Source organism: Francisella uliginis (assembly GCF_001895265.1).
GTDB classification, from domain to species: Bacteria; Pseudomonadota; Gammaproteobacteria; order Francisellales; family Francisellaceae; genus Francisella; species Francisella uliginis.
Map to the genome: position 1 here is coordinate 1,931,324 of NZ_CP016796.1, position 22,110 is coordinate 1,953,433.

Genomic DNA, 22,110 nt, shown 5'->3' on the forward strand with positions numbered 1-22,110 from the left:
GAAAACACTAAAATTTCAGTAACTATTATAACAATAATACAATATTGTTGCATCTCTTAGATTAACTCTAATAGCTGGTTTAAAAAAGTAGTTTATTTCGACTTATTTTTAAGCTTTGCCCAGAAAAAGACTTCCATTTTATCAAGCAATCGGGCAAATCTTTTACTTATCGCAATAAATGGTAATAATGCTATTACCATAAATAACAAGCCAGGCCCGGGAGTAAATAACATAATTATTCCAGGAATAAATACAATAAAGGAAATCAGCAAGAATAATACTAAAATAAAAGGATTAGATAACTTTCTTCGAGTGTACCTATGCAATAGATAAAAGCGCTTACCTCTATTTACTGCAAAGAACTTTCTGAGTTTCAATATATCACCTATCAGTTAAACTAAAGTAAAATCCCTATAATATTTTTTAAATCATCTTAAGCTATAAATACTTATAAATGAAGCATTTTATTCAACATAACACTTTCATAATAAGCCAGCTATATTTGTAATCATTACAAAAGATATTTTTGAGATCAATAATTATTTATCCTCTTGGATGATGCCTTTGGTATATTTCCTGTAAACGATTTTGTGATATGTGCGTATAAATTGTAGTTGTAGATACACTACTATGACCAAGAAGTAACTGTACAGACCTTAAATCTGCACCATGATTAAGTAAATGAGTAGCAAAAGCATGCCTTAAAGTATGTGGTGATATTTGTGTACTTATCCCTGCGATAAGAGCATAACTTTTTATACGATGCCAAAATGATTGACGCGTCATCCTTTTAGAATGCTGACTAATAAAGATAGCTTTTTCTTTGAAATTTTTAGCCAAATTAGGTCGAGACTCTGTAAAATATTTTTGTAAAAACTCTAAAGCATATTCCCCCATAGGAACAATTCTTTCTTTTGAGCCTTTACCTAATACTTGAATCACTCCAAAGTTAATATCAACATTTTCAACATCTAATCCAATTAGCTCACTAACACGCAAGCCCGTTGCATACATTAGCTCAAGCATCGCCCTATCTCGGATTCCAATATCTTGTGTTAAATCAGGTGCTTGTAACAATGCTTCAACATCTGCCTCTGTCATATCCTTAGGCAGGCTCTTAGCTAATTTTGGCATAGTTAATTTAGCAGTAGGATTATTCTCAGTTTGACCAGATCTAACTAGCCAAGCATAAAATTTACGCAAAGTAGATATCATTCTAGCATTAGAACGACTACTATAACCATTTTTAGAACGATATGAAATAAAAGCATATAATTGCTCAAAGTCCAAACTAACTAAGTTAGCTTTTGAGAAATAACTTTGTAGAAATTTAAGATCTGTACGATATGACGAGATAGTATTTTGACTCAAACCATGTTCAAGCCAAAGATTATCAAGAAAAGCATCAACGACTGTAGACACTTTTTGACTTTCCTAGAATTATACTTTTTCTTTAATTCTAGCAGCTTTACCAGTACGGCCTCTCATGTAGTATAGCTTAGCTCTACGTACATCTGCTTTCTTCTCTACTTTGATGCTATCGATCAATGGAGAATGAGTTTGGAAAGTTCTCTCAACACCCATGCCTGAAGACATTTTTCTTACAGTGAAAGCAGAGTGAAGACCTCTGTTTCTTTTTCTAAGAACAAAACCTTTGAAAGCCTGGATTCTTTGCTTATCACCTTCTCTAATCCATAGGTTAACTGTTACAGAATCACCTGGATTGAATTCTGGAATATCAGTTCTGATTTGTGACTTCTCTACTAGTTCAACAAATTTATTTTTCATTATTATTCTCCTTTTGTGCTTACCTTATCTATTTTATAATCATTTATAATTTGCTTATCTTCTTCAGATAGGCATAGGCACTCTATTAAATCTTTACGACGCTCATAAGTTCTTATTAACTTCTGTTTACGCCTCCATTTTGCTATTTCCTTATGATTACCAGACAACAAAACACTTGGAACTGCATTACCATCAGATAAAACAGCTGGCTTTGTATAATGTGGGTAGTCTAACAGACCATCATAGAAAGAATCCTCAATCGCAGAATCTTTATTACCCAACACTTCTGGTAATAGCCTAATCAGACTATCCATAACAAGCATAGCAGGGAGCTCACCACCACTTAAAACAAAATCACCTACAGAGATTTCCTCATCGACATAATCTTGTATCAGGCGCTCATCAACCCCTTCATATCTACCACAAAGCAGTATTAGTGAATCATTTTCTAAAAGCTTAAGAGCCTTCTTATGATTAAATACACCACCTTGAGGTGACAAGTATACTACTTTTGTATTACAACCTAAAGTACTTTTTGCATCTTTGATAGCTTTTGATAAAGGTTCATATTTCATAACCATACCAGCTCCACCACCAAAACTAGTATCATCTACAGTAGCATGCTTGTCTGTCGTATAATTACGAGGGTTAAAGCAATCTATAGATACCTTCGCATCATTAACTGCTCTAGCTGTAATCCCAAAATCATTTATTGCTTTAAACATTTCTGGAAATATTGATATTATGCCAAATTTCATTTTTTATCCTTAATTGATACCTAAAATTTTAAATATAAAACCAAGCACCATCATTAAAATCATTATCCATACAAAAGTAAAAGACATTAAACATGTAAAAAATATAAAATATGTAAAAATTTTTATAGGCTTTCGACTTACATCTTTTCTAAAATAATCTTTCCTATAAAACATAAGTTGGAAGAATTATAAAAACAAGTATATTAAAAGCAGATATCAATAACAAGTATAATCGACATCCTATAATATATCCTAAAATACTAATTAAAACCGTATATATGCTCAATCCAAATGGTAACAGCAAAAACCTATTTGAGGAATAAAAAGCATAACAAAAACTCTAAACATTCTATGCCTATAAGAATCTTTTCGTTCTTTTTCACTACCAAAATTTAATAAATACTTATCTTTAGCCAACAACCAACTCTTATCCCATTTTCTAGTCCAATCATTAGATGTATTAGGATATTCAGGATTATAATATTTACCGCACTCAGCCATTAGATAAGATTCTATTTAAATAAGTTTATAAGCAGACTAAATTGTATTACTTAGAACAAATAAACACAAATACTTGAGCGATAAAATACACTTTATAGCAACGAATGCACATTAGCGATTAGTATTTTATAAAATCAATAATTAGAAAATAGAACTGTTTGAGCAAAGCGAGTTTTCTATTTTCATTGATTTTAAAATACGATAGCGAAGTGCGAAGCGGTTTTGCATACTTTTTCCGCCATGAAAAAAAGTATGTCGCTAATACTTACGCAGTAAGTAGCGAAATCTGATTAAGAAATAATTATTAACTAATAATCGTATTCCCAATCAACAATTATTTTCTTTGAATCAAGATCTTCACTAATAATATATTGCTTAACATAAGGAATTAGATACTCAGAAGATTCTTTTTTACAAACTAACACTTCATTAGCACCAGTTTCTATAATATCTATAATCTCACCAAAAGAATCATTATTAGTATTTACAACGCTACAACCGATAAGATCTTTAAAGTACGCTTCTCCATTACCTAACTTAGGTAGAGCCTCTTTAGGAACACCAATCAAAGCATTTACATATTTTTTTGCTATTTCAGCATCATCAATATTAGCTAGTTTGATATAAAGTTTATCAGCTCGTCTTAAGACACCTTCGCCTTTAAGTGGTTGCCAAACATTATTAGCAGGCAACTGGATATACCAATCACCATAACTTAAAAGAGTTTCTATTGAATTTGCCAAAGGATACAAGTTAAGCTCACCATCAAGCTTATAGGTAGAACCTATTTTAGCTATTTCTACAAAATCCTGTGACATAAAAGATAATTATTTTTATTATGAAATTTTATTAAGCGGCTTTTTTAGCTTCTTTGATCAAGCTAGCTACTCTATCTGAAGGTTGAGCACCTTTAGCAAGCCAAGCTTCTGCTTTAGCTAAGTCAAGCTTTAATCTTTCTTCACCACCTTTAGCTAATGGGTTAAAGAAACCTAATCTTTCGATAAATCTACCATCTCTTGGGCTTTTTTTATCAGCAACTACGATTCTATAGAAAGGACGCTTTTTAGCTCCACCACGAGCCATACGAATTACTACCATTTATTGTTCTCCGGTTTTATATTTTTAATCTTTTCAAATATTTAACTTTACTAGCTAAGTCTAGCAGCCATAAACTTAGCAAAAAATTATGCAAAAATTTAATAGCAATACTTTAAAGTCTCTCGACTAAAAAGTCAATAGTTGACTTGATATAAACATAAATATATAATACACGAAGTCGCTGTATTTAACAAACAACTTGCTTGCGACATTAAACAATAAGCTAAAGCGTTTCTACTAATTTTTTAAAAATTCCTAGAAGCCTTTTAGCTCTAAACAAACTAAAAGGGAACCAATTGATATGTCAAAAAATTATTTATTCACTTCTGAATCAGTATCAGAAGGACATCCAGATAAACTTGCTGATCAAATTTCAGATGCTATATTAGATGAAATTCTTAAACAAGATAAAAACGCTCGTGTAGCATGTGAAACTTTAGTAAAAACAGGCATGGCACTAGTTGCTGGTGAAATATCTACTTCTGCATGGGTAGATATTGAAGAACTAGTTAGAAATGTTATTACAGAAACAGGTTATGATAATGCCAATAAAGGTATTGATGGTAGAACATGTTCTGTAATTAATGCTATAGGTAAACAATCAGGTGATATTGCTCAAGGTGTAGATCGCGGATCTTTAGAAGATCTTGGTGCTGGCGATCAAGGTCTAATGTTTGGTTTTGCAACAAATGAAACCCCTACTCTTATGCCTTCAGCTATTTATTACTCTCACTTACTAATGAGAAAACAAGCAGAACTTAGAAAGTCAGGCAAGCTAGCTTGGTTAAGACCAGATGCAAAAGCTCAAGTTACACTTGCTTATGAAAATAACAAACCTAAGTTTATTGATACGGTTGTTTTATCAACTCAGCACGATGAATCAATTTCTCAAAAAGAATTGCACGACGCTGTAATCGAAGAAATTGTCAAAGAAGTCATTCCTGCTGACCTAATTACAAAAAATACTAAATACCATATCAACCCAACAGGCGTATTCCTAATTGGTGGTCCTCAAGGTGACTGTGGTCTAACTGGTAGAAAAATTATTGTTGACACTTATGGTGGTGCTGCTCATCATGGTGGTGGCGCATTCTCAGGTAAAGATCCATCAAAAGTAGATCGTTCTGGTGCATATATGGGTAGATATATCGCTAAAAATATAGTTGCCGCTGGTCTAGCAGATAAATGTGAAGTCCAAGTTGCATACGCTATTGGTGTTGCAAAACCTGTATCTCTAATGGTAAATACTTTTGGCACTGGTAAAATCGCAGATGGCACTATTGAAAAACTTGTTAATGAGGTTTTTGATCTTAGAGTTGGTAAGATTATTGAAAACTTAGATCTACTGAACCCAATATACAGAAAAACCTCAAACTATGGCCACTTTGGACGCGAACTTCCTGAGTTTAGTTGGGAAAAAATTGATAAGGCAGATAATCTTAAGTCTCTAGCTAATATTTAATTTCTATTTTTTCTTATAAGTTACTATAACTGATTTATTAATATAATCCTGATACGAATTAGTACAAATATCGCAAAATAGTTGTGTCTAATTTGGGCTTTCCATATCTAGCTAATAGCATGACTCTATTGGCAAGTATTTAAAGCTAAAAAGTAAGTATAGAATGTAAAGTAAAGATGTATAAATTTATGTTGGAAATTAGTATAAAAATCCTTTTAAGCAATATCTTCTTGCTTCTTTTAAGTAGTCGTAGAATATAAAGCTACCAATTTCTAAAGATCAAACAATCATACCTTCTATTAAAATTATACAATAATATCTATATGGTAAATATAAAGCTTATATGTCTAATCTCAAAATAATCGTATTACAAAAACCAAATTAGTGAGGATAAATAATCATTTTAATACTTAGCTAATTTTATAAATAGCTAACAATATATGATACTGCGAACTAAGTTTAGCATATATTTATCTTAACATTTCATCATAAGTACCTGAGACTTAACAGATACATTAAAATGGATTTAAAATTGAAGGAAAATAACAATTAGAATAGATAGGTGAATTAGATATATTTGATTAATTAAGCTAAAGTACTTGCCTTATAATTTTTCTTAGCTTCAACAAACTCGATTTTTAGATCTTTATATTTTGACTTGATAGCTTTAATATCAGCCTTAGATAGAACATTCTCTTTCTTAGCTTTAAGATATTCTTGCTTAGCGTTATACATATTTTTAACGTTAGCAACAAGCTTAGTATATTTCTCTTCTATGCCAAGATGGAAAGTCTTATTCTTTTTAGTTAAAGCTTCATCTAATTTAACTTTAGCCTTTGCAATTTCTATCAAGTGCTTAGGAGTCGTTTTAAGATCATAACACCATCCAATCTTTGCAAGACCAGCAATAAGCCATTTAGAAGGATCTAGATCAAACCATCTAATACCATTTCTATAGTCACCAGCAAAAGCATGGTGATAGTTATGATAACCTTCACCACCTGTTACAATAGCAGTGATCCAACTATCTCTAGCCGTATTCTTTCTAGAATAAGGTCTCTTACCAATGGTATGAGCCAGAGAGTTAATACAGAAAGTAGCATGATGCACAAGTATAACTCTAAGGAAACCACCTAAAAGCAAGAAGCTTACAGCACTATGCCAAGCAGCTGTAAAAGTATGACCACTTAGGAAGCCAAATATAAACCCAGCTAGAGCAGGCAAACCGAAACATGCTAATATTGCTAAAATAGTGTAATGTCTGTGTTGAAACACCAAAGCTTTATCTCTTAGAAGATCATTTACACCACGGATTTCTTGAACATCAGCAGTATTATGTCTAAGTAACCAGCCAAAGTGCGAGAACCAAAAACCTCTAGTAGCTGCATATGGATCTTTTACAGGGTCATCAACATCTTTATGGTGTTTTCTATGATCTGAAGACCATTGTATCACACTGTTTTGTAGTGCCGCAGTACCAAAAACTAGTAAAAAATAACTTACAAACTTATTAGCCTTATATGTCTTATGCGACCATAATCTATGGTAACCCATAGTAATACTGATACCAGTTATAGCATAAAATATAGCAAGACAAACATAATCAGATGTTACAAAGCCGTATGTCATACCGTACCACGGTATCACTATTGCGGCAAACAAAGGTATAATCAGTAGTCCAAAAACACTTTTCCAGACGATGCTACCTTCTTTTTCTATAGTTTGATCTATTTCATAGATCTCTTTTTTATTACTCATTTAGAACCTTTTTATCCCTTTTTGTATTGAATCCACTTTAAGTGAATGTTGAAAACTTTTTAATTTACGATTGCATTATACCACACATTGATATTTTTAGATAGCCCTTTATATATGCCTAAATTGGCGATCTCGCTTTAACATCAATTTCTAAGTTAGAATCCTTAAAGCTATTATCATACCTATAAGCACCAGCAAGGGCTATCATAGCACCATTATCTGTACAATATTTCATTGGTGGAAAAAATATTTGATAACTATTATTTTTTGATAATTTTTCTAATCTTTGACGTAATAATTTATTTGCACTAACGCCACCAGATATCACTAATCTTTTATTTTTTGTTTGTTTCAAAGCCTTATTACACTTTGAGACTAGAACATCTATAGCTGCATCTTGAAAGGCATAACAAAGATTTGCCTTATTTTCTTGAGATTTATCCTCTTCTGAATACCAGGTATTTAACACCGCTGTCTTTAAGCCACTAAAACTAAAATCAAGGTTTGGCTTATTTTTCATAGGCCTTGGCAACAGATATTTTTTCTTATCTGTTGCTTTATCTGCTAAATTAGCAACTTCAACTCCTCCAGGATAGGCCATACCTAAGAGCTTCGCTGTCTTATCAAATGCTTCACCTGCAGCATCATCTATTGATTCTCCAAGTAAGCTATATTGACCAAAACCTCTAACTTCAAATAATTGAGTGTGACCTCCTGAGACTAGCAAAGCAACAAAAGGATACTCAATCTCACTATCAGTATCTAAAAGAGGTGAAAGCAAATGTCCTTCAAGGTGATGAACAGCCACCGTATCAATATCATGAATAAAGCCTAAAGTCTTAGCAAAAGTTGCACCAACCATAAGTGCACCAACCAATCCTGGTGTTGCTGTATAAGCTATACAGTCTATATCATCGAAACTAAGCCCTGATTCTAGAAACAATTGCTTAGCAAGAACATTTAACTTTGCAATATGCTCACGTGATGCCAATTCTGGAACAACTCCACCATATTCCTTATGCAGGTCTATTTGACTATATAAAGCATCAGCAACTATTCTTTTAGAACATGAATCATAAATGGCAAGCCCTGTTTCATCACATGAACTTTCGATACCTAAAACAAGCATTACTTCTTAGTGCCACCACTTGTTTTAGTTATTTGGATAAATTTTGTTATAAATGATCCCAATATGAGTCCAAGAACAAATGCTATCGACATTAAAACAATAAGCGGTAGTGTTGTAGTTCCAAAAATATAATCAAAACTTACTCTATCAGTATTCAATATAGATAGCACTACTATGAGAATTATAACTATTCCAAAAAATATCTGCCAGAAGAGTTTTGCTAACATACTAAACATTTACCACAAGTATTAATAAGTACAATATGGCTTATATTATAATTTAAAATGTTTGAATAATAAAATTTTATTTTAGATAGAAAGTAATATAGAACAAATTTAGAAGTCTAATGATTCTAGAGCATTTCTTAAAGACTCTTCAATATCTTCATTGATATCTTTTTCACTTTCTTGAGGTTTGATATTTTCAGTAGTAGTTTCTTCAATATTGAAAGCTGCTGCTGCATCAGTAAATGCTATACCATCTTCAACACCAAGCTCTTCTCTTATTTTATCAATCTTCTTAGATTCTTTTCTTACTGCTAAACCAGTACCTGTTGGTATTAGTCTACCGATAAGAACGTTTTCTTTAAGACCTCTTAATTGATCTACTTGAGAATGTATAGAAGCTTCAGTAAGAACTCTTGTTGTCTCTTGGAAAGACGCTGCTGACAAGAATGATTCCGTAGATAGAGAAGATCTTGTGATACCCATAAGTACAAGCTCAAACTCAACCTCTCTCTTTTCTTGCTCACGCAGATTATCATTTTCTTCTAAGATTCTAACAAGTTCGATATTTTCATTTTTAACAAACTTACTATCACCTTCATCAATTACAATAGCTTTTCTTAGCATTTGTCTAACGATTGTCTCAATATGCTTATCGTTAATTACAACACCTTGCATACGATATACAGACTGAGCCTCAATCAATATATAATCAGCAAATGCTTCTAAGCCTTTATACTGAAGTAAATCATGCGGATCAGTAGGCCCATCTGCTAAAACATCACCTTTAACAACATTTTCACCATCAAAAACAACTAAATGACGAGATTTAGGTAATAGAATTTCTTCAACAATATGACCATTCTTATCTAAAATCTCAATTCTTTGTTTTTCTTTAGTATCTCTGTTACCAAGTCTAACCATACCATCACATGGAGAAAGTACAGCAGCTTCCTTAGGACGTCTAGCTTCAAATAACTCAGCAACACGTGGAAGACCACCAGTAATATCTTTGTTTTTAGACCCTTCTAGAGGAATCTTAGCTACAACATCACCAACCTCTAACTGAGTATCATCAGAAACACTTAATACTGCACCTACTGCTAAAGATATTGACTTAAGTTCATTACCTTTTTCATCAACAATCTTAACAACAGGTTTTAAATTCTTAGATGTTGTTCTTTGAGATATAGAAGTGATCTCAATAGTTTGCTGACCAGTTAGATCATCATAAGTATGCTTAGATGTTATACCATCTATTACATCTTCAAGAACCACTTTACCAGCAATATCAGTGATTAATGGCTGAGCATGTGGATCCCAAGTAGCGATTACATCACCGATCTCTACAGTTTTACCACTAGCCAAAGGAACATTTGCACCCATAGGGATTTTATGTTGTTCCCTAACACGGCCCATAGTATCAGAAACGATAATTTCACCAGCACGTGAAATCACAATTTCTTGACCTTCTTTATTTGTTACTGTTCTAATATTCTTGAACTTAATCTTACCAGCAGTTTTAACTTTGATATCAGAAACTGTAACACCTAGAGATGCCGCACCACCTGTATGGAATGTTCTCATTGTCAACTGAGTACCTGGCTCACCAATTGATTGAGCAGCGATTACACCAACAGACTCACCGACGTTAACTTGTCTTTCACGAGCAAGGTCGCGACCATAACACTTAGAACATAAGCCTCTACGTGTCTTACATGTAATTGGTGATCTAACTTTGATCATATCAATACCATTATCATCAAGTAGCTCAACTAGATTTTCATCTAATAAAGTACCTTCCTCTAATAGTACAATACCTTTCTCAGTTACAACGTCAGCTGCTAATGTTCTTCCAAGAGCTCTCTCTACTAGAGGAACCTTAACCTCACCATCTTCAACGATAGCTGAGAACATTAGACCTTCATCTGTACCACAGTCTTCTTCAATAACAACTAGATCCTGCGCTACATCAACTAGTCTACGAGTTAAGTAACCTGCGTTAGCTGTTTTAAGAGCTGTATCTGCTAGACCTTTACGAGCACCGTGAGTAGATGTAAAGTACTGCAATACTGATAGACCTTCTCTAAAGTTTGCTGTAATTGCAGTTTCAATCATCGTACCATCTGGTTTTGCCATTAGACCACGCATACCAGCAAGCTGTCTCATTTGGTTATAAGAACCCCTAGCACCAGATTTAGCCATCATATAAACTGAGTTAAATGATTCTGTGTCTTTTGTTTCACCATTTACAGTGATTGTATCTTTAGATATAGCATCCATCATCGAAGCTCCAACCTCATCAGAAGTTTTACCCCAAATATTAATGATATTGTTATATCTTTCATTCTCTGTAATTAGTGAAGACTGATACTGCTCTGTAATATGCTTAATTTCTTTTTCAGCTTCTTCTACTTTAGCTTCTTTATCATCAGGAATAGTCATATCATCAACACCTACAGAGATACCTGATAGAGTTGAGTATTTGAAACCTGCATACATTAATTTATCAGCTAAAACTACAGTTGCTTTACCACCTAACACTCTAAATGCTTGGTTAATAATTTTAGAAATTTCTTTCTTAACTAAAACTTTATTTAGTAAAGAGAAAGATAAGCCTTCAGGTAATATATTAAGAAGAAGAGCTCTACCAACAGTAGTATTTACTACTCCTTTCTCATTATAAGTATTACCTTTAGTATCAAAGACTTGTCTATCAACTCTTAGCTTTATTTTAGCATGAATATCGATAGTTCCTGAATTATATGCTCTGCTTACATCTTCATAACTAGCAAATAGCTTACCTTCACCTCTAGCACCCTCTCTTTCTCTAGTAATATAGTATAAACCTAATACAATATCCTGAGTAGGAGTGATAATTGGTTGTCCAGATGCTGGTGATAAAATGTTGTTTGTAGACATCATTAATACACGTGATTCTAACTGAGATTCAACAGTTAAAGGTACGTGTACAGCCATTTGGTCACCATCAAAGTCAGCGTTGAATGCCGCACACACTAGAGGATGCAACTGTATTGCTTTACCTTCGATAAGCTTAGGTTCAAAAGCTTGAATACCTAATCTATGTAGTGTAGGAGCACGGTTTAGAAGCACTGGATGCTCATTAATAACAATCTCTAGAATATCCCATACTGCTGCTTCTTCAAGCTCAACCATTCTCTTAGCTTGCTTAATAGTAGTAGCATGACCACCTAGTCTTAACTTAGAGTATACAAATGGTTTGAATAACTCTAAAGCCATTTTCTTAGGAAGACCACACTCATGCAACCTTAAAGATGGACCTACAGTGATTACAGAACGTCCAGAATAGTCAACACGCTTACCAAGTAGGTTTTGACGGAAACGACCTTGCTTACCTTTGATCATATCAGCTAATGATTTAAGTGGACGCTTGTTAGAACCAGTCACAGCTCTACCGCGTCTACCATTATCTAATAATGCATCAACTGACTCTTGAAGCATTCTTTTTTCATTTCTAACAATAATATCTGGAGCATTAAGATCTAATAGCTTTTTAAGTCTATTGTTTCTGTTAATTACTCTACGATATAAATCGTTTAAATCTGAAGTTGCAAATCTACCACCTTCGATAGGTACAAGAGGTCTTAAATCTGGAGGAAGAACTGGTAATACTGTCATTACCATCCATTCAGGCTTGTTACCTGAAGCTTGGAAAGTCTCAAGAAGTCTTAATCTCTTGATTGCTTTTTCTTTCTTAGCTGTAGATTTACTTTGTGCATATTCTTCTTGTAATATTTCTATTTCAGACTCAATATCTGTATCTGATAATAGATCTCTAATAGCTTCAGCACCCATAGATGCTTCAAACTCATAACCATAGTTCTCTAGAGCTTCTGCATACTCTTCATCTGTAAGAAGTTGCTTTTTCTCTAATGGTGTCATTCCTGGATCAGTAACAATATATGACTCAAAATATAGAACCTTTTCTACATTCTTAAGAGGCATATCCAAGAAAAGACCTATTCTTGAAGGAAGAGATTTTAAGTACCAAATATGTACAACAGGACAAACTAAATCAATATGCCCCATTCTTTCTCTTCTTACTTTAGTTTGCTCAACTTCAACACCGCAACGCTCACAAACCACACCACGATGTTTTAAACGCTTATATTTACCACATAAACATTCGTAGTCTTTAACAGGACCAAAAATCTTAGCACAAAATAAACCATCTCTTTCTGGCTTAAATGTTCTATAGTTAATAGTTTCTGGCTTTTTAACTTCACCATGAGACCATGAACGAACAACCTCTGGAGATGCTAAAGATATTTTAATAATATCAAACTTTTTACTATTGTAATTTTGATGTAGGATACCGTTATTCACAGGTAACTCTCCTATACTTTTATTTTAATAACAAAAAATAAGTAGCTTTTTAAGATAGCTTATTCTTCCTCAGATGAATGGTCAAAATCCATATCTATGCCCAATGCTCTAACTTCATTTCTTAAAACATTGAATGATTCTGGAACATCAACACTCATAGTCAATTTACCATCAACTATGTTCTTATACATTTTAGATCTACCAGCTATATCATCTGATTTAACTGTTAACATTTCTCTTAGTGTATAAGCAGCACCATATGCTTGTAATGCCCAAACCTCCATCTCACCGAATCTTTGACCACCAAACTGTGCTTTACCACCTAGAGGTTGCTGTGTAACTAAGCTGTAAGATCCTGTTGATCTTGCATGCATCTTATCATCTACTAAGTGATCAAGTTTCAACATATACATATAGCCAACTGTTACATGTCTATCAAATGCTTGACCAGTACGGCCATCAAAAAGCTTCATCTGGCCATTACTTGCAAAACCACCTATTTTTAGTAGAGATTTGATATCTTCTTCTCTTGCACCATCAAATACAGGAGTTGCAATTGGTACACCGCCCTTTAAGTTTTCACAAAGAGTTAATACTTCTTCATCACTTAAAGATTCTAGGTCTACCTTTTTATTACCAACACTATTATAAACTTCTTCTAAAGTTTTTCTTAGCTCAGCTACTTTTCTTGTTTGCTCTAATGTTTGCTCAACTCTTTTACCTAAGCCATAAGATGCTAGACCTAAATGAGCCTCAAGAATCTGTCCAATATTCATACGTGATGGAATACCTAGAGGGTTTAGACAAACATCTACAGGAGTACCATCTTCCATATATGGCATATCTTCAACAGGTAATACACGTGATACCACACCTTTGTTACCGTGACGGCCAGCCATTTTATCACCTGGCTGAATACGTTTCTTGATAGCAACAAAAACCTTAACTGTTTGAAGCACACCTGGAGATAGTTCATTACTTTGAGTAATAGACTTTTTCTTAACTTCAAATTTAGCATCTACAGCTATTTTTGCTTCGTCATAATACTCTTTAGCTTTTTCTACTCTGTCATTAAGTTTCTCATCTTCAAAGGATATCTCTAACCATTTAGCAAATGGAAGTTTCTCTAAGAATTCCTTAGTTAGAACAGCACCTTTTTTAAGACCTTTAGCTTTTAGAACCTTAGCACCAACAATGTCATTTTCTACTGAAGATCTAACTACAGATTCAATTACAGCGAACTCTTCATCAAAGTCTTTACGAGCTTTATCTATTTGCTCTTTCTCTATCTGAAGTGCTCTTAAGCTCTTACCACCTTTATCATTTTCAAAAACTTGAACATTGATAACCGTACCAGAAGTACCACTTGGCATTCTTAATGAACTATCAGCAACATTTGAAGCTTTTTCATTAAAGATAGCTCTTAGAAGTCTTTCTTCTGGTGTTAATTGTTGCTCAGCTTTAGGTGTAATCTTAGCTACAAGAATATCACCAGCTTCAACATTAGCACCAATATGTACAATCCCAGACTCATCAAGCTTAGCTAAACCTGACTCACTTACGTTAGGAATATCTGAAGTTATCTCTTCAGGGCCAAGCTTAGTGTCACGAGCCACACAAGTAAATTCTTCAATATGTATACTTGTATACTTATCATCTTTTACTATTCTTTCAGATAATAAGATTGAATCCTCAAAGTTATAACCATTCCATGGCATGAAAGCAACCATTAGGTTATGACCAAGAGATAGTTCACCAAAATCTGTAGCAAAACCATCTGCTAGAATATCACCAGCTTCAACTTTATCACCAACGTTAACTATTGGACGCTGGTTAATACAAGTATTTTTATTTGAACGCTTGAATTTAGTTAAGCTATAGATATCAACTAACTTATTGTTTTTAGACTTGTCAGTATCTACCTTAATTACGATTCTATTTGAATCTACTTCAGCAATTTCACCAGCATTTCTAGCAATGATACAGTTACCAGAATCTCTAGCAACGATCTTCTCCATACCAGTACCAACTAAAGGCTTATCTGCTTTAAGGGTTGGTACAGCCTGACGTTGCATGTTCGCACCCATTAATACCCTGTTAGCATCATCGTGCTCTAGGAAAGGTATTAGTGCTGCTGCTGCTGAAACCATCTGTTTAGCAGAAACATCCATATATTGAACTCTGCTAGATTCTGTAAATATTGCTTCACCACCTGAACGACATTGAATAAGATCTTCAACAAAGTGATTATCTTTATCAAGTTCAGTAGAAGCTTGTGCAATTACATAGTTATCTTCATCGATAGCTGATAGATACTCGATTTCATCCGTAACTCTACCATCAACAACTTTCCTGTATGGAGCTTCTAAGAAACCAAAATCGTTGACTCTAGAATAACTAGCTAATGAGTTGATAAGACCAATGTTTGGCCCCTCTGGAGTCTCAATCGGACATAATCTACCATAGTGAGTTGCGTGAACGTCACGAACCTCAAAACCAGCTCTATCACGTGATAAACCACCTGGACCTAATGCAGAAATTCTACGCTTGTGTGTAACTTCTGATAATGGGTTATCTTGATCCATAAATTGCGATAACGCACCAGATGTAAAGAACTCTTTAATCGCAGCTGTAATCGGCTTAGAGTTTACGATATCTTTAGGCATAAGCTTATCCTTATGTACTAAAGACATACTTTCACGGATACCTTTTTCTACACGATAAAGACCTATTCTAAATTGGTTCTCAACCATCTCACCAACAGAACGTACACGTCTGTTACCTAAGTGATCGATATCATCAACTTTACCTTTACCGTCACGGATATTAATTAGCTCTTCTAATACGCCAACAATATCACTATTTTCTAAAGTATAAACATCTTTAGAAACTTTATCTGAGCCTAATCTAGCATTTAGCTTCATTCTACCAATATCAGATAAGCTATATCTACTTTCGATAAAGAATAGGCCTTCAAACAATGCTTTAACTGAAGCTGCTGCTGGAGGATCACCAGGTCTTAGTACTTTATAAATTTCAACTAATGCTTCATCAGTATTTTTTGTTAAATCATATTTTAAAGTATCAGAAATATATCTACCTTTTTCAGTAGTTATAAAATCGATAACATCTAGCTCAAGCATGCCAACACCAACACATGCCTCTAATAAGCTCTCTGTAACATCATCATTTGCATAAGCTATAACTTCACCAGTAGCTTCATTAACAATATCTTTTGCTACTCTAAGAGTACTTACTAGATCAAAATCTATAGCAACTGAATCAATCTCTGCATCTTTGATTTTCTTGATATCTCTAGATGTAAGTTTTTTATTTTTCTTAACTATTGTTTTGCCTTGATCATCTACGATATCAAATTTAAGAAGCTCACCTTTCATGCTAGGTAAATCATCTAACTTAAGGGCAAAACCTTTACTATTAAATGTGATAGTTTTACTATCTGAGAAATTCTCTAATATTTCCTCTTGTGAATATCCAAGAGCTTTTAAAATAACTGTTGCACAGAATTTTCTTTTTCTGTCAATTCTAGCCCATACAATGCCTTTTGCATCAAACTCAAAGTCAAGCCAAGATCCTCTATATGGAATAATACGTGCCGAAAATGCACCTTCTTCTGAATCATCTTTACTAAAAAAGACTCCAGGTGATCTATGTAACTGGGATACAACGACTCTCTCTGTACCATTAATAATAAACGTACCGTTTGTTGTCATCAATGGAATGTCACCCATGTACACATACTCTTCTCTAATATCTTCTACTATTTTTTCTGTTGGAAGAGCTTCTTTATTATATACAACTAACCTTAATTTAACATTTAACGGAGCATCGTAAGTTGCACCACGCACTTGACACTCTGTTTCATCGAAACTAGGCTCACCTATTTGGTAATCAACATAATGAAGTTCATATTGACCATTTTTACTTTCTACTGGGAAAGATTGCTTTAGCACTAATTCAAGCCCAGAATGAAGCCTACCTTTAGCTTCATTAGCATTTAAAAACTTTTTATAAGACTCTGTCTGAATCGAAAGCAAATATGGTACATCTAAGATATGAGGAAGAACCCCAAACTCTTTACGAATTCTTTTTTTCTCAGCGTATGAGTAAGACATCAAAAACATCCCTAAGATTTTGTTTACACAAAATAAAAAGCAAATATGAGTATATTTGCGCCAATATCTATGTATCTTTCAATACTAGAAAGACTAGGGGCCAAAATTGACCACTAGTCTTAAGTTTCTAAAAATTATTTTTTAGAATTTTATTATTTAAGCTCAACTTTAGCGCCAGCTTCTTCAAGTTGTTTTTTAAGCTCTTCAGCTTCTTCTTTAGCAGCAGCTTCTTTAACTGTGAAAGGTGTACCTTCTACAGCAGCTTTAGCTTCTTTAAGACCTAAACCAGTAGCAGCTCTTACTGCTTTAATAGCAGCGATTTTGTTTGAACCAGCATCAGTTAAAACTACATCAAAATCAGTTTTCTCTTCAGCAGCAGCAGCTTCGCCACCAGCAGCAGGACCTGCAACAGCAACAGCAGCAGCAGCAGAAACACCAAATTTATCTTCCATCATTTTAACTAGATCACATACATCCATTACGCTCATATCAGCAACAGCATTTAGGATATCTTCTTTTGTTATAGACATTTTATAACTCCTATTTATTTAACAATTAATTCTTTTTTTCAGCTTTCTAAAAAGCCAGTGCAATTATTTACTATCTCCAACAGCAGCAAATACTCGTACAGCTTGAGAAGGAATCTCATTAAGAGTACGAACAAACTTAGTAACTGGTGCTTGCATAACATTAAGTAATGTAGCAAGTGCCTCTTCCCTACTAGGAAGCTTAGCAAAGTCATCTAACTTTTCAGGACCAAACAGTTCACCAGACATAGCTAAATTTTTAACTTCAAAGACATTATGGTCTTTTTGGAAGTTTTTAAATAGCTTAGCTGCCGCACCTGGCTCATCCTTAGAAAGAGCAAGAACTAGAGGACCTTTAAGAGCATCACCAAGACACTCAAAATCAGTTCCTTTAATTGCTAAACGTGCTAAGTTGTTACGAACAACTCTTAAATAAACTCCAGACTCACGCGCTTGTTTTCTTAATGAAGTCATTTCATTAACAGTCAAGCCACGGTAATCTGCAACTGCTGCAGACAATGCTGTAGAGACATTTTCAGCAACTTCAGCGACAATTGCTTTCTTGTCTTCTATTCTAAGTGCCATATCGACTCCTTATTTATTGTCTACACTTTATTTAATTTAACACGATATTTAGACCAAAAAGGTTGTCAACATCGTCTGCGTAGGATAACTATTAAGCTAGGCGAGCCTAGCTCCTACGGTCTTTGATCGTTGTATTTTCATACAACCCAAAGAAATTGCAAAGTAGTATTCTATATATTTAAATCTGAAAAGTCAACACCAATTCCTGGACCCATAGTACTAGATACAGAAACTTTCTTCAGATATACACCTTTCGATACTGAAGGCTTAGCTTTTTTAAGATCAGTTAATAACTGTTCTAAGTTTTGCTTTAACGCATCTGTGTCGAAATTAACTTTGCCAATAGTAGTATGTATAATACCAGCCTTATCAACCCTATATCTAACTTGACCTGCTTTAGCATCTGTTACAGCTTTAGCAACATCCATAGTTACAGTACCAACTTTAGGGTTTGGCATAAGACCTTTAGGACCTAAGATTTGACCTAACTGACCAACAACTCTCATAGAATCAGGAGAAGCGATCACAACATCAAAATCCATATTGCCTTTTTTAACGTCATCAGCTAGATCTTCCATACCTACAACATCAGCACCAGCCTCTTTAGCTGCTTCAGCAGCTGGACCTTTAGCAAAAACTGCTACTCTAACAGTTTTACCAGTACCATTAGGAAGTACAGAAGCACCTCTTACAACTTGATCAGATTTACGCGGATCAACACCAAGAGCAACCGAAACGTCTATAGACTCAACAAATTTAACTGAAGATACTTCTTTTAGAAGCTCAAAAGCTTCTGCTACAGGATACTTCTTTTCTGCATCTATCTTAGTTGCAATATTTTTCATTCTTTTTGAAATTTTAGCCATTACTCAACCCCTTCTACTTTTACGCCCATACTACGAGCAGAACCAGCAATAATTCTTACAGCCGCATCCATATCAGCAGCTGTTAGATCAGGATCTTTTACTTTAGCAATTTCTTCTAATTGCTCACGAGTAATAGTTCCAACAAAATCTTTTGATGGGTTTGATGAACCTGACTTAACGTTAACCGCTTTCTTAATTAAGAAAGAAGCTGGTGGCGTCTTCATTTCAAAAGTAAAGCTACGATCACTATATACAGATATTTCAACAGGGATTGGCATACCTGGCTCCATACCTTGTGTCTTAGCATTAAATTCTTTACAGAAACCCATGATGTTAACACCGTGCTGACCTAATGCAGGACCAATCGGTGGACTTGGGTTTGCTTTTCCAGCTGCTACTTGCAACTTAATAATAGCTTCTATTTTTTTCTTAGCCATTTTTTTCTCCAATTTAGGTTAATAACACTTATATAAAATAAGCTCCCTACTATCTTAAGATAATTCTTAAGATTCTTTTTCAACTTGTGAAAACTCAAGTTCAACAGGTGTAGATCTACCAAATATAGATACTGCGACTCTCAATCTTGATTTCTCATAGTTAACTTCTTCTACAACTCCAGTAAAGTCATTGAAAGGCCCCTCAAGAACTCTAACAACTTCACCAACTTGATATGATTTTCTTAATCTAGGCTCAACCGCAGCTTCACCACCTTCCATAAATCCTAAAATTCTCTCAACTTCAGGCTTACTTAATGGAATAGGCTTACCTCTTGAACCAACCACAGTCAACACTCTAGGGACTGCCTTAATAACATCCCACGCTTCTGTAGTTAAATCTGCTTCAATCAAAACATAACCAGGAAAATATTTTCTTTCACTCTTACGTTTTTGACCACCCCTCATTTCAACAACATTTTCTGTAGGAACCAAAATCCTACCAAAACTTTTTTGTAGACCCGCTATTTCAATATTCTCTTCAAGCTGAGTCTTTACTCTTTTTTCATAACCAGAGTGCACTTGCACAACATACCAAAGCATACTTATACCTTTTTTATTAACCTAGAAAATATTGAATAAAACTTTCAAATATAACACCAAATAAAGATATTATTAGTGCAAAAATTATAACAACAGCTATAACCATAGCCGTAATTGTCATAGTCTCTTTACGAGTTGGCCAAACAACCTTTGCTAACTCAAGCTTAGATGCTTGGAAAAACGCCCAAAAACGACGTCCTTGGTTTGTAAATCTTGCAACCACTAATGCAAGCAAAACCACAACAACAACCAACGGTGTATTAAAAGTACTATATGCAGCACCTAAGATGTCTGAATACATAGTAATCACAACACCAAAAACTATTATTGCAGCAGCTACAACCCACAGAAGAGTATTCTTGGATTTAGAGATCTTCTCTACTTCAGCAGTTTTTGTCGCCCCACTAATCCAAACTTTATTATTATTAAAATTTTGATTCTTTTTCACAAAAATAATCCTTTAAAAAGAGTAACTTAAACATAGGGAATTTATAAACGTAGCCTATAAAATAACACACAGAGAATATAATATCAAGAAATAAAAAAGGCGATGTTGCAAAATCTACAACACCGCCTTAATTATGTGTGGCAGGCCAGGAGGGACTCGAACCCCCAACTTGCGGTTTTGGAGACCGCTGCTCTACCAATTGAACTACTGACCTAAATTAAAATCACCTATTATTCGATAATTTTAGCAACAACACCAGCACCTACAGTTCTACCACCTTCACGGATAGCAAAACGTAGACCTTCTTCCATAGCGATAGAAGCGATTAGTGTAACATTCATTTTAATGTTATCACCAGGCATTACCATCTCTACACCTTCTGGAAGCTCAACAGCACCAGTTACATCTGTAGTACGGAAGTAGAATTGAGGTCTATATCCTTTGAAGAAAGGAGTGTGTCTACCACCCTCTTCTTTTGAAAGAACATATACTTCAGCTTCAAACTTAGTATGCGGAGTAATTGAACCTGGCTTACATAATACTTGACCACGCTCAACATCATCTCTCTTAAGACCACGAACTAGGATACCAACATTATCACCAGCTTCACCTCTATCTAGAAGCTTACGGAACATCTCAACACCAGTTACTGTAGTTTTTTGAGTCGGACGAATACCAACAACTTCAACCTCATCACCAACGTTTACAACACCACGCTCAACACGGCCAGTTACAACAGTACCACGACCTGAGATTGAGAATACATCTTCAATTGGAAGAATGAATGGCTTATCAGTATCACGCTCAGGAGCAGGGATATAGTCATCCATAGCAGCAACTAGCTCAACAATCTTCTCAACGTATTGCTCTTCACCTTCTAAAGCTTTAAGAGCAGAGCCCATAACGATTGGAGTATCGTCACCAGGGAACTCATACTGATCAAGAAGTTCACGAACTTCCATTTCAACTAGCTCTAATAACTCTTCGTCATCAACCATATCGCACTTGTTTAAGAAAACAACAATGTATGGTACACCAACCTGACGAGAAAGTAGGATATGCTCACGTGTTTGTGGCATAGGTCCATCAGCAGCAGAACATACTAGAATAGCGCCATCCATTTGAGCAGCACCAGTAATCATGTTTTTAACATAGTCCGCGTGTCCTGGACAGTCAACGTGAGCATAGTGTCTGCTTGGAGACTCATACTCTACATGAGAAGTGTTAATAGTAATACCACGCGCTTTTTCTTCAGGTGCGTTATCGATCTCATCAAAGTTTCTAGCAGCAGAACCGTTTTTCTCAGCCATAACTTTAGTGATAGCAGCAGTAAGAGTAGTTTTACCATGATCCACGTGACCAATTGTACCTACGTTTACGTGCGGCTTCGAACGTTCAAATTTTTCTTTAGCCATTTTTTACTCC

General features: G+C 34.6%; 19 protein-coding genes and 1 tRNA gene. 1 reads left to right on the top strand and 19 read right to left on the bottom strand.

From position 1 onward, the window contains the following. Positions 1 to 543: 543 nt before the first annotated feature. From xerD to rpsP, 6 genes are all read right to left on the bottom strand, one after another. Positions 544 to 1,422, bottom strand: a complete 879-nt coding sequence (xerD, locus tag F7310_RS08985; protein ID WP_072713252.1) for a site-specific tyrosine recombinase XerD — start codon at positions 1,420 to 1,422, stop codon at positions 544 to 546. 18 nt (positions 1,423 to 1,440) lie between these two features. Next, positions 1,441 to 1,788: a 50S ribosomal protein L19 gene (gene rplS, locus F7310_RS08990; protein ID WP_072713253.1), complete on the bottom strand. Its 348-nt coding sequence runs from the start codon at positions 1,786 to 1,788 to the stop codon at positions 1,441 to 1,443. Between the two features lie 2 nt (positions 1,789 to 1,790). Beyond that, complete coding sequence (gene trmD, locus F7310_RS08995) at positions 1,791 to 2,546, bottom strand: tRNA (guanosine(37)-N1)-methyltransferase TrmD (protein WP_072713254.1); 756 nt, start codon at positions 2,544 to 2,546, stop codon at positions 1,791 to 1,793. A gap of 282 nt (positions 2,547 to 2,828) precedes the next feature. Further along, positions 2,829 to 3,047, bottom strand: a complete 219-nt coding sequence (locus tag F7310_RS09000; protein ID WP_072713255.1) for a hypothetical protein — start codon at positions 3,045 to 3,047, stop codon at positions 2,829 to 2,831. Positions 3,048 to 3,355: 308 nt separating this feature from the next. Further along, positions 3,356 to 3,865, bottom strand: a complete 510-nt coding sequence (gene rimM / locus F7310_RS09005; protein ID WP_072713256.1) for a ribosome maturation factor RimM — start codon at positions 3,863 to 3,865, stop codon at positions 3,356 to 3,358. A 31-nt stretch (positions 3,866 to 3,896) separates the two neighbouring features. Next, positions 3,897 to 4,145, bottom strand: coding sequence for a 30S ribosomal protein S16 (rpsP, locus tag F7310_RS09010; RefSeq protein WP_072713257.1), 249 nt, complete (start codon positions 4,143 to 4,145; stop codon positions 3,897 to 3,899). Positions 4,146 to 4,446: 301 nt separating this feature from the next. Between rpsP and metK the strand changes: the two genes are divergently transcribed. Further along, a complete protein-coding gene (gene metK / locus F7310_RS09015; RefSeq protein WP_072713258.1) occupies positions 4,447 to 5,607 on the top strand; it encodes a methionine adenosyltransferase in 1,161 nt (386 codons plus the stop codon). A gap of 585 nt (positions 5,608 to 6,192) precedes the next feature. Here the strand turns inward: metK and F7310_RS09020 are convergent. From F7310_RS09020 to tuf, 13 genes are all read right to left on the bottom strand, one after another. Further along, on the bottom strand, positions 6,193 to 7,365 hold the full coding sequence (locus F7310_RS09020; protein WP_072713259.1) for an acyl-CoA desaturase: 1,173 nt from the start codon (positions 7,363 to 7,365) through the stop codon (positions 6,193 to 6,195). 118 nt (positions 7,366 to 7,483) lie between these two features. Beyond that, positions 7,484 to 8,494: a tRNA (adenosine(37)-N6)-threonylcarbamoyltransferase complex transferase subunit TsaD gene (gene tsaD, locus F7310_RS09025; protein ID WP_072713260.1), complete on the bottom strand. Its 1,011-nt coding sequence runs from the start codon at positions 8,492 to 8,494 to the stop codon at positions 7,484 to 7,486. Next, positions 8,494 to 8,730: a lipopolysaccharide assembly protein LapA domain-containing protein gene (locus F7310_RS09030; protein WP_072713261.1), complete on the bottom strand. Its 237-nt coding sequence runs from the start codon at positions 8,728 to 8,730 to the stop codon at positions 8,494 to 8,496. Before F7310_RS09030 ends, tsaD begins: the two co-directional genes overlap by 1 nt. A gap of 99 nt (positions 8,731 to 8,829) precedes the next feature. After that, a complete protein-coding gene (gene rpoC / locus F7310_RS09035) occupies positions 8,830 to 13,086 on the bottom strand; it encodes a DNA-directed RNA polymerase subunit beta' (protein ID WP_072713262.1) in 4,257 nt (1,418 codons plus the stop codon). A gap of 59 nt (positions 13,087 to 13,145) precedes the next feature. Further along, positions 13,146 to 17,222: a DNA-directed RNA polymerase subunit beta gene (rpoB, locus tag F7310_RS09040; RefSeq protein ID WP_072713263.1), complete on the bottom strand. Its 4,077-nt coding sequence runs from the start codon at positions 17,220 to 17,222 to the stop codon at positions 13,146 to 13,148. A gap of 152 nt (positions 17,223 to 17,374) precedes the next feature. Next, on the bottom strand, positions 17,375 to 17,752 hold the full coding sequence (rplL, locus tag F7310_RS09045; protein WP_072713264.1) for a 50S ribosomal protein L7/L12: 378 nt from the start codon (positions 17,750 to 17,752) through the stop codon (positions 17,375 to 17,377). 63 nt (positions 17,753 to 17,815) lie between these two features. Then, positions 17,816 to 18,334: a 50S ribosomal protein L10 gene (gene rplJ, locus F7310_RS09050; protein ID WP_072713265.1), complete on the bottom strand. Its 519-nt coding sequence runs from the start codon at positions 18,332 to 18,334 to the stop codon at positions 17,816 to 17,818. Positions 18,335 to 18,504: 170 nt separating this feature from the next. Further along, a complete protein-coding gene (gene rplA, locus F7310_RS09055; protein WP_072713266.1) occupies positions 18,505 to 19,200 on the bottom strand; it encodes a 50S ribosomal protein L1 in 696 nt (231 codons plus the stop codon). Continuing rightward, the gene (gene rplK, locus F7310_RS09060; protein ID WP_072713267.1) at positions 19,200 to 19,637 is read right to left on the bottom strand and encodes a 50S ribosomal protein L11; all 438 of its coding nucleotides are present in this window, start codon (positions 19,635 to 19,637) and stop codon (positions 19,200 to 19,202) included. Before rplK ends, rplA begins: the two co-directional genes overlap by 1 nt. Before the next feature lie 66 nt (positions 19,638 to 19,703). Continuing rightward, positions 19,704 to 20,237 carry a transcription termination/antitermination protein NusG gene (nusG, locus tag F7310_RS09065; RefSeq protein WP_084645230.1) on the bottom strand — a complete coding sequence of 178 codons (534 nt, stop codon included), beginning with the start codon at positions 20,235 to 20,237 and terminating at the stop codon, positions 19,704 to 19,706. A 16-nt stretch (positions 20,238 to 20,253) separates the two neighbouring features. After that, a complete protein-coding gene (gene secE / locus F7310_RS09070; RefSeq protein ID WP_072713269.1) occupies positions 20,254 to 20,685 on the bottom strand; it encodes a preprotein translocase subunit SecE in 432 nt (143 codons plus the stop codon). Positions 20,686 to 20,823: 138 nt separating this feature from the next. Next, positions 20,824 to 20,899: transfer RNA gene (locus F7310_RS09075), tRNA-Trp, on the bottom strand. A gap of 16 nt (positions 20,900 to 20,915) precedes the next feature. After that, on the bottom strand, positions 20,916 to 22,100 hold the full coding sequence (tuf, locus tag F7310_RS09080; RefSeq protein ID WP_072713270.1) for an elongation factor Tu: 1,185 nt from the start codon (positions 22,098 to 22,100) through the stop codon (positions 20,916 to 20,918). Positions 22,101 to 22,110 lie beyond the last annotated feature (10 nt).